The organism is Methylibium sp. T29 (assembly GCF_000576205.1).
Lineage (GTDB): Bacteria > Pseudomonadota > Gammaproteobacteria > Burkholderiales > Burkholderiaceae_C > Methylibium > Methylibium petroleiphilum.
In genome coordinates, this window is sequence record NZ_AZND01000147.1 from 1 (window position 1) to 8,393 (window position 8,393).

Consider the following 8,393-nt stretch of genomic DNA (forward strand, 5'->3'; position numbering starts at 1 on the left):
CGCCGCGGCGCCGGTGTGCGAGGCCACCGCCGCGGCCACACCGGCCAGTGCGGCCACCCAGGCGCTCGGCGCCGCGGTGAGCTGCGTGGAGATCGGCATCAGCCAATCGTCGGCCAGCGCATGCAGGCTGGAGACCTGCGCGCCGTGCTTGGCCGCCTGGCGCAGACGCTGCGCGAACAGCGGATGGTCCTTGCGCAGGAAGGAACCGATGACGAAGGCGCGGTCCAGCGTCGACAGCGACTCGATGCTCGTGCCGAGCCAGCGAGCCTTCTCGACCGTGTCGAACTCGGCATGCCGCAGGCGGTGGTCGATGTTGTCCGAACCCACGCCACGCACCAGTTGCCCGAGCAGGTAAAGCTCTTCCACCGTGCTGTGCGCGGTGGCAAGCGCACCGATGGACGCGGCACCGTGCTCGGACTGGATCGACTTCAGCCCGTTGGCGACGTACTCCAGCGCGGTATTCCAGTCGACGGTGCGCCACTGCCCGTCGTGCTTGATCATCGGCGCGGTGAGGCGCTCGTCGGTGTTCAGGGCTTCGTAGGAGAAGCGGTCGCGGTCGGCGATCCAGCATTCGTTGACCGCCTCGTTCTCGAGCGGCACGACACGCATCACCTGGTGGTTCTTGACCTGCACGATCAGGTTCGCGCCCGTCGAATCGTGCGGGCTGACCGACTTGCGGCGCGACAGCTCCCAGGTGCGGGCGCTGTAGCGGAACGGCTTGCTGGTGAGCGCACCGACCGGGCAGATGTCAATCATGTTGCCCGACAGCTCGGAGTCGACCGTGTCGCCGGCCACCGTGGTGATCTCGCTGTGCTCGCCGCGATGGATCATGCCCAGCTCCATCACGCCGGCCACTTCCTGGCCGAAGCGCACGCAGCGGGTGCAGTGAATGCAGCGACTCATCTCCTCCATGGAGATCAGCGGTCCGACGTCCTTGTGCAGCACGACGCGCTTCTCTTCCTCGTAGCGCGAGGCCGACTTGCCGTAGCCCACCGCCAGGTCCTGCAGCTGGCACTCGCCTCCCTGGTCACAGATCGGGCAGTCGAGCGGGTGGTTGATGAGCAGGAATTCCATCACCGAGCTCTGCGCCTTGAGCGCCTTGTCGCTCTTGGTGCGCACGATCATGCCCTGCGTCACCGGCGTGGCGCAGGCCGGCATCGGCTTGGGCGCCTTCTCGATGTCGACCAGGCACATCCGGCAGTTGGCCGCGATGCTGAGCTTCTTGTGATAGCAGAAGTGCGGGATGTAGGTGCCGGCCTTGTCGGCGGCATGCATCACCATGCTGCCTTCCTGCACCTCGACCTTGCGGCCGTCGAGTTCGATTTCAACCATCTTGGGTGTCCCGTCAGACGTAGGCCGGGACCGTGCAGGTCTTGTGTTCGATGTGGTGCACGAACTCCTCGCGGAAGTGCTTGATCATCGCGCGCACCGGCATGGCGGCCGCATCACCCAGCGCGCAGATCGTGCGCCCCTGGATGTTGTCGGCCACGGAGTTCAGCAGATCGATATCTTCCATCCGGCCGTGGCCGCGCTCGATGCGATCGACCATGCGCCACAGCCAGCCGGTGCCTTCGCGGCACGGCGTGCACTGGCCGCAGCTCTCGTGCTGGTAGAAGTAGGACAGGCGCAGCAGACTCTTGACCATGCAGCGCGTGTCGTCCATGACGATCACCGCACCGGAACCCAGCATCGAGCCAGCCTTCGCGATGGAGTCGTAGTCCATCGTCGTGTTCATCATGATCGAGGCCGGCAGCACCGGCGCCGACGAGCCGCCCGGGATCACCGCCTTCAGGCCGCGGCCGCCCTTCACGCCGCCGGCGAGCTCGAGCAATGTCGAGAACGGCGTGCCGAGCGGGATCTCGTAGTTGCCGGGACGCTCGACGTCGCCGACCATCGAGAAGATCTTGGTGCCGCCGTTGTTCGGCTTGCCGCATTCCAGATAGGCCTGGCCGCCGTTGCGGATGATCCAGGGTACCGCGGCGAAGGTCTCGGTGTTGTTGATCGTCGTCGGTTTGCCGTACAAGCCGAAGCTGGCCGGGAACGGCGGCTTGAAGCGCGGCTGACCCTTCTTGCCCTCCAGCGATTCGAGCAGCGCCGTCTCCTCGCCGCAGATGTAGGCACCGAAGCCATGGAAGGCGTGCAACTGGAAGCTGTGGGCGGAGCCGAGGATGGCGTTGCCCAGGTAACCGGCGGCACGGGCCTCCTCGAGCGCTTCCTCGAAACGTTCGTAGATCTCGAAGATCTCGCCGTGGATGTAGTTGTAGCCGACCGAGATGCCCATCGCGTAGGCCGCGATGATCATGCCCTCGATGACGATGTGCGGGTTGTAGGCAAGGATGTCGCGGTCCTTGCAGGTACCCGGCTCGCCTTCGTCGGAGTTGCAGACCAGGTACTTCTGGCCCGGGAACTGGCGCGGCATGAAGCTCCACTTCAGCCCGGTCGGGAAGCCTGCGCCGCCGCGCCCGCGCAGCCCGGAGGCCTTGACCTCGGCGATCACCTGGTCCGGCGTCATCGGCTCGACGCCCTCGCCACCCTGCAGGATCCTGCGCAGCGCCTGGTAGCCGCCGCGCGCCTCGTAGTCCTTCAGGCGCCAGTTGCGGCCGTCGAGCCCGGCGACGATCTGCGCGCCGATGTGACGGTCGTGGAAACAGGTCTCGCGACCGGTGGCCTGGAACTTCGACAGGTCGAGCATCGTCGGCGCCCTCACTTCGGTTGCGCTGCCAGCAGCGCGAGCAGTTCGTCGAGCCGCTGCTCGGTCATGAAGCTCAGCATCTGGCGGTCATTGAGCAGCATCACCGGCGCGTCGGCGCAGGCGCCGAGACATTCGCTCGGTTGCACGGTGAACACACCGTCGGCCGTGGAACCGTAGGGCTCGACGCCGAGCTTCTTGCACACGTGCTGCAGCGCGGTCTCACCATCGCGCAGCTGGCACGGCAGATTGGTGCAGACGTTCAGCTTGAAGCGGCCGACCGGCTGCTGGTTGTACATGTTGTAGAAGGTGGTCACCTCGTGCACCGCGATCGGCGGCATGCCGAGGTGGGCCGCGATGGCCCGCTCGGCATCGGCCGACACGTGCCCCTGCTCCTGCTGCACGATGGCCAGGCAGGCCATCACCGCGGACTGCTTTTGTTCGGCGGGGTACTTGGCGACCTCGCGGTCGAAGCGCGCCTTGGTGGCTTCGGAAAGTGTCATCGGTCAATCTCGCCGAAAACGATGTCCATCGTGCCGATCACCGCCACGGCGTCGGCGATCATGTGGCCGCGCGACATCTCGTCCATCGCCGCGAGGTGGGCGAAGCCGGGCGCGCGGATCTTGAGTCGGTAGGGCTTGTTGGCACCGTCGCTCACCAGGTAGATGCCGAACTCGCCCTTCGGGTGCTCGACGGCCGCGTAGGCCTCGCCCTCGGGCACGTGGAAGCCCTCGGTGAAGAGCTTGAAGTGGTGAATCAGCTCTTCCATGTTGGACTTCATGTCCACCCGCCCCGGCGCCGCGACCTTGTGGTTGTCGGTGATCACCGGGCCGGGGTTGGCGCGCAGCCAGGCCGCGCACTGCTGGATGATGCGGTTCGACTGGCGCAGCTCCTCGACGCGCACCAGGTAGCGGTCGTAGCAATCGCCGCCGGCACCGACCGGGATGTCGAAATCGACGCGGTCGTAGACGTCGTAGGGCTGCGTCTTGCGCAGGTCCCAGGCGATGCCCGAGCCGCGCAGCATCGGACCGGTGAAGCCGAGGTTCAGTGCGCGCTCCGGCGTCACGACGCCGATGCCCACGGTGCGCTGCTTCCAGATGCGGTTGTCGGTGAGCAACGTCTCGTAATCGTCGACGTTCTTGGGGAACCGACGGCAGAAGTCCTCGATGAAGTCCAGCAGCGAGCCCTGCCGGTTCTCGTTCATCTTCGCCAGTGCCTTGGCGTTGCGGATCTTCGAGACCCGGTATTGCGGCATGGTGTCCGGCAGGTCGCGGTACACGCCGCCCGGACGGAAGTAGGCCGCGTGCATGCGCGCACCCGACACCGCCTCGTACATGTCGAACAGGTCCTCGCGCTCGCGGAAGGCGTAGATGAGGATGTTCATCGCACCGCAGTCGAGACCGTGAGCGCCGATCCACAGCAGGTGGTTCAGGATGCGCGTGATCTCGGAGAACATCACGCGGATGTACTGGGCACGGACCGGCACATCGACGCCGAGCAGCTTCTCGATCGCCAGGCAGTAGGCGTGCTCGTTGCACATCATGGACACGTAGTCGAGACGGTCCATGTAGGGCAGCGACTGGATGTAGGTCTTGCTCTCCGCGAGCTTCTCGGTCGCGCGGTGCAGCAGGCCGATGTGCGGATCTGCGCGCTGGATCACCTCGCCGTCGAGCTCGAGGATCAGGCGCAGGACGCCGTGGGCCGCCGGATGCTGCGGCCCGAAATTGAGGGTGTAGTTCTTGATCTCGGCCATGAGGGACTCGGGTTCTCGCAGCGCGTCAGTGCAGACCGCCGTAGTTGTCCTCGCGGATGATGCGCGGCGTGATCTCGCGCGGCTCGATCGTGACAGGCTGGTAGATCACGCGACGCTGCTCGGCGTCGTAGCGCATCTCCACGTGCCCGGTGGTCGGGAAATCCTTGCGGAACGGATGACCGATGAAGCCGTAGTCGGTGAGAATGCGGCGCAGGTCAGCATGGCCCTCGAACACGATGCCGTAGAGATCGAAGGCCTCGCGCTCGAACCAGTTTGCGGCAGCCCAGATCTCGTTGACCGACGGCACGACGGGCAACCCGTCGTCGGCGCAGAACACCTTGAGCCGCAGGCGCCAGTTCTTGCTGACCGACAGCAGGTGCAGCACGACGCAGTAGCGCGGGCCTTCGGTGTAGGGCGAGCCCGCGCCGTCCTTGTAGGACGAGTAGTCGAGACCGCACAGGTCGATCAGCTGCTCGAGCTTCAGCTCGGCATGATCGCGCAGCGTCGTGCACACGGCCAGATAGTCGGCGGCCGCCACCGTCAGTGTCAGTTCGCCGCGATCGCGCACCAGCGCCTGGATCTTGCCGGCCAGTGCGGCTTCGAGGGCCGGCTGCAGGAGGTCGATTTTGTGGTCCATGGAGGGGCAGCAGCGTCCGGTTCAGCGGGCGATGGTGTTTTCGCGCCGGATCTTGGCCTGCAGCTGCAGGATGCCGTAGAGCAGCGCCTCGGCCGTTGGCGGACAGCCCGGCACGTAGACATCGACCGGCACGATGCGGTCGCAGCCGCGCACGACCGAATAGCTGTAGTGGTAGTAACCGCCGCCGTTCGCGCACGAGCCCATGCTCAGCACCCAGCGCGGCTCGGCCATCTGGTCGTAGACCCTGCGCAGGGCCGGCGCCATCTTGTTGCACAGCGTGCCGGCGACGATCATCAGGTCGCTCTGGCGCGGGCTGGGGCGGAACAGCATGCCGAAGCGGTCGATGTCGTAGCGGGCCGCGCCCGCGTGCATCATCTCGACCGCGCAGCACGCCAGACCGAAGGTCATGGGCCACAGCGAACCGGTCTTCGACCAGTTGATCAACTTGTCGGCGGAGGTGGTGATGAACCCCTCCTTGAGAACGCCTTCGATGCCCATCTCAGAAGCTCCTGGTCATTGCGGTCATTCCCAATCCAAAGCGCCTTTTTTCCATTCGTAGGCAAAGCCGACGACCAGGATGCCCAAGAAAACCATCATGGCCCAGAAGCCCGGCGCTCCGATCTCCTTGAGCGCAACGGCCCAGGGGAACAGGAAGGCGATCTCCAGGTCGAACAGGATGAACAGGATGGCGACGAGGTAGTAGCGCACGTCGAACTTCATCCGCGCGTCCTCGAAGGCCTCGAAGCCGCACTCGTACGGAGAGTTCTTGTCCGCATCGGGCCGGTGCGGGCCGAAGATGAAACCGATCAACTGCGGCGCGATGCCGACCGCAGCGCCCACGAGGATGAACAGGATCACCGGCAGGTAGGACTCGAGGTTCATCGTGGTGCGTGGCTCGGTACGTCGATCGATTGGCTGCGCTCATCCGGCAAAAACAAAGCGCGCTGCAGTGACGCGGCCTGTTGCCAGACCCCTCCACACGCTCAGCGCGCCCGGTCCCCTGTGCATTGCTGTCAGGGCGCTTTGGGCTGCGCCGGATGCTGCTCCAGCCCGAAACGAACGTTTCTTGTTCTTGGTGCCGTCGGCGAGACTCGAACTCGCACAGCTTTCGCCACTACCCCCTCAAGATAGCGTGTCTACCAATTTCACCACGACGGCCTTCACTCGCTCCGCAGCCACGTGCACCGCGGAATTCACCGCCCGGATTGCATGAGGAATTGCTCACCGGACAGCCACTGATTCTATCGTCAAACTGGTACGACTTTGCGCCATTCGCAGCATGACAACAGCCACTTGCGCTGCCGTGCCACGCGGGTCGGGAAAGCTATCGCCTGGCTGTCACTTCGCAGGGATCTGAGCGGCCCCCGAGGCTTCGACTGCAGGCGCTTGCGGCACGACGACCGGCGCGGCAGCCGATGCCGCACCGGGGATCTGGGAGGCTGGCGCCGCGCTCGCCGCCGTCGATGCAGGAACCGCGCGCTCCAGGATGGACTCGCCACCGCCGGTGCTCGCACGCAGGTTGCCGAAATAGGCGAGCGCCAGCGTGCAGGCGAAGAAGATCGCCGCACACACACCCGTGGAGCGCGACAGGAAGTTCGCGCTGCCCGAGGCACCGAACAGACTGCCCGAGGCGCCGCTGCCGAACGACGCGCCCATGTCGGCGCCTTTGCCGTGCTGGATCAGCACCAGGCCGATCATCACCAGCGCGGAAAGCATCTGCACCACCACCATCACCGTCAACAGCATCTGCATAGATCGACTCCAGGATTCAAGAACTAGCGGCGTTCAGCGCGTGCTCGCGGCACGACAGATCGCGATGAAATCAGCGGCTTTCAGCGACGCGCCGCCGATCAGGCCGCCGTCGATGTCGACCTGAGCGAACAGCGTCGCGGCGTTGTCGGGCTTGACGCTGCCGCCGTAGAGCAACTTCATCTGCGCAGCGCGCGGCGTGGCCGCGGCAAGCTGAGCCCGCAGCAGCGCATGGACCGCCTGCGCCTGCTCCGGACTGGCTGTGCGGCCCGTGCCGATGGCCCACACCGGCTCATAGGCCACCACCATCTCGCCAACGCAGTGCGCAAGCGTATGGATCACGGCCGAGAGCTGCCGCTTGACAACGTCTTCCGTCTCGCCTGCATCGCGCTGCGCGAGTGTCTCGCCGACGCAGACGATCGGCGTCACGCCCCTGGCCAGCGCCGCCTGGGCCTTGTCGGCCACCAGCTGATCGCTTTCGGCGTGCAGGGCACGCCGCTCCGAGTGCCCGACGATCACGTAGCGGCAGCCGAAGTCGGCCAGCATCGCCACCGAGACCTCGCCGGTGTAGGCGCCCTGCTCATGCACCGAGCAGTCCTGCGCACCCCAGGCGATCGCACTGCGGGCCAGCCGCTCCGCCGCCTGCGCCAGATAGGGAAATGGTGCGCACACCGCGGCCTCGCAGGGCAAGGGGCCGGCCGACTTCAGCCCTTCGAGCAGGGCCTCGTTCGTGGCGTGGGTGCCGTGCATCTTCCAGTTGCCGACCACCAGTTTGCGGCGGATGTCACTCATTGGCTTCTCCTTGTCACCAGGTCAAGACGAGCTTGCCCACGTGCTGACCGGACTCCATCAGCTCATGAGCCTGCGCAGCCTGCGCGGCGGGAAACGTCTTGTGGATCATGGGCTTGAAACGCCCGGCCTCGATCAGCGGCCAGACCCGGGCGCGCAGCGCGGCACCGACGGCCGCCTTGTACTCGGTGGTGCGTGGACGCAGCGTGGAGCCGGTGATGGTGAGCCGGCGGCGCAGCAGCGCGCCGCCGTCGAACTCGGCCTTCGTGCCGCCCTGCACCGCAATGATGGACAGCCGTCCGTCGTCGGCCAGACACCGGAGTTCACGGGCCACGTAGCTGCCGGCCACCATGTCGAGGATCACATCGACCCCCCGGCCTCCGGTCAGGCGCTCGACTTCGGCAACAAAATCCCGGGTCCGGTAGTTGATCGCCTCGTCGGCGCCGATGGCGCGGCAGGCCTGCGCCCGCGCGTCGTCGCCGACCGTCACGAACACTCTGCAACCGAAGGCCTTGGCCAGTTGGATCGCCGTCACGCCGATGCCACTGGCACCGCCCTGCACCAGCAGCGTCTCGCCGGGCTGGAGTCGGGCCCGCTCGAAGACGTTGATCCAGACCGTGAACAGCGTCTCCGGCAGGCTGGCCGCCTCGATGTCGCTCCAGCCGGCCGGCACCGGCAGGCACTGGCCGACCGGCGCCACGCAGCGCTGCGCATAGCCACCGCCGTGGGTGAGCGCGCAGACGCGGTCGCCGAGCCGGAAGCCTGCCGCAGCCAGC

10 protein-coding genes and 1 tRNA gene are annotated in these 8,393 nt (G+C 66.3%); all 11 read right to left on the reverse strand.

Annotated features, from left to right (window positions below):
• On the reverse strand, window positions 1-1,332 hold a 1,332-nt coding region (gene nuoG, locus x551_RS15255), incomplete at its 3' end, for an NADH-quinone oxidoreductase subunit NuoG (RefSeq protein ID WP_036249282.1).
• A gap of 13 nt (window positions 1,333-1,345) precedes the next feature.
• Complete coding sequence (nuoF, locus tag x551_RS15260; protein ID WP_011829007.1) at window positions 1,346-2,692, reverse strand: NADH-quinone oxidoreductase subunit NuoF; 1,347 nt, start codon at window positions 2,690-2,692, stop codon at window positions 1,346-1,348.
• Between the two features lie 11 nt (window positions 2,693-2,703).
• Window positions 2,704-3,192 (reverse strand): NADH-quinone oxidoreductase subunit NuoE, encoded by a 489-nt coding sequence (gene nuoE, locus x551_RS15265; protein ID WP_036230557.1) that lies wholly within the window; start codon window positions 3,190-3,192, stop codon window positions 2,704-2,706.
• Window positions 3,189-4,442, reverse strand: a complete 1,254-nt coding sequence (locus tag x551_RS15270; RefSeq protein WP_011829005.1) for an NADH-quinone oxidoreductase subunit D — start codon at window positions 4,440-4,442, stop codon at window positions 3,189-3,191. Before x551_RS15270 ends, nuoE begins: the two co-directional genes overlap by 4 nt.
• Before the next feature lie 25 nt (window positions 4,443-4,467).
• On the reverse strand, window positions 4,468-5,079 hold the full coding sequence (locus x551_RS15275; RefSeq protein WP_036230555.1) for an NADH-quinone oxidoreductase subunit C: 612 nt from the start codon (window positions 5,077-5,079) through the stop codon (window positions 4,468-4,470).
• Window positions 5,080-5,100: 21 nt separating this feature from the next.
• The gene (locus x551_RS15280) at window positions 5,101-5,577 is read right to left on the reverse strand and encodes an NADH-quinone oxidoreductase subunit B (protein ID WP_011829003.1); all 477 of its coding nucleotides are present in this window, start codon (window positions 5,575-5,577) and stop codon (window positions 5,101-5,103) included.
• 24 nt (window positions 5,578-5,601) lie between these two features.
• Window positions 5,602-5,961, reverse strand: coding sequence for an NADH-quinone oxidoreductase subunit A (locus x551_RS15285; protein WP_011829002.1), 360 nt, complete (start codon window positions 5,959-5,961; stop codon window positions 5,602-5,604).
• Window positions 5,962-6,152: 191 nt separating this feature from the next.
• A tRNA-Leu gene (locus x551_RS15290) sits at window positions 6,153-6,237 on the reverse strand.
• Between the two features lie 180 nt (window positions 6,238-6,417).
• The gene (gene secG, locus x551_RS15295) at window positions 6,418-6,831 is read right to left on the reverse strand and encodes a preprotein translocase subunit SecG (RefSeq protein WP_036230553.1); all 414 of its coding nucleotides are present in this window, start codon (window positions 6,829-6,831) and stop codon (window positions 6,418-6,420) included.
• Window positions 6,832-6,864: 33 nt separating this feature from the next.
• Entirely contained in the window at window positions 6,865-7,611 is a 747-nt protein-coding gene (gene tpiA, locus x551_RS15300; protein ID WP_036230575.1) for a triose-phosphate isomerase, read from the reverse strand.
• A 22-nt stretch (window positions 7,612-7,633) separates the two neighbouring features.
• Window positions 7,634-8,393: NAD(P)H-quinone oxidoreductase (locus x551_RS15305; RefSeq protein WP_036249284.1), on the reverse strand; the 760-nt coding region annotated here is incomplete at its 5' end.